This window comes from Falsiroseomonas sp. RANM36 (assembly GCF_056682175.1).
In genome coordinates this window covers 427,071-427,858 of the sequence record NZ_JBWXTD010000002.1, presented here as the reverse complement: position 1 = coordinate 427,858, position 788 = coordinate 427,071, and the positions used below count along the sequence as shown (strand labels likewise).

Annotated in this window: 1 protein-coding gene; it reads left to right on the top strand. The window is 83.5% G+C overall.

Annotated elements, in window-relative coordinates; translation table 11 throughout:
- The coding region (locus AC1MIR_RS02870) for a DUF2336 domain-containing protein (protein WP_480026678.1) at positions 1–788 on the top strand (788 nt) is incomplete at both ends.

Below are 788 nucleotides of genomic sequence, written 5' to 3'. Positions count from 1 at the left end.
CGCCCGGGCGGCGGGGGGGGGGGCGGGCGGGGGGGGGGGGGGCGCCCGGCCCCCCCCCCCGCCCCCCCGCCGCAGGCCGGCCTTCTGCTGGCCGAGGATTCCGAGGCCGCGGTGCGCGAGGCGCTGGCCCGCCGCATTGGCCGGCGGGCGCCGGGCCTGACCGCCGCGGCCCAGGACCGCCTGGCGCGCAGGCCGGGCGCGACCCTGGGCCATCTCGGGGCGGACGCGGCCGTGGCGGTGCGTGCCGCGCTGGCCGATGCCGTGGCCGGCCTGCCCGATGCGCCGCGCGACCTGATCCTGCGCCTGGCGCGCGACACCGCGCTGCCGGTGGCCGAACCCGTGCTGCGGCTCTCGCCGCTGCTCACGGAAGACGAGCTGCTGGCGCTGGTCGCCGCGCCGCCGGCGGCCTTCACGCGCCGGCTGGTCGCCGCGCGGCCGCGCCGGGCCGAGCCGGTCGCCGAGGCGAGCGCCGGCACCGCCGATGCGCCCGCCATCGCCGCGCTGCTGGCCAACCCCTCGGCCGCGATCCGCGAGGCAACGCTGGACCGGCTCGCCGCCGGCTCGGCCGGGCAGCACGCCTGGCAGGCGGCGCTGGTCCGCCGGCCGCGCCTGCCCGCCAAGGCGGCGCGGGCGCTCGGCGAGATCCTCGCCGCGCATCTGCTGGAGGCGCTGGCCGGCCGGCCGGACCTGCCCGAGGGCCTGGCCGAGACATTGCGGCCACGGATCGAGGCCAGGCTGGCCGAGGCCTCCCCCCCCCCCGGGCCCCCCGCCGCGGCGGGGCGCCCCCC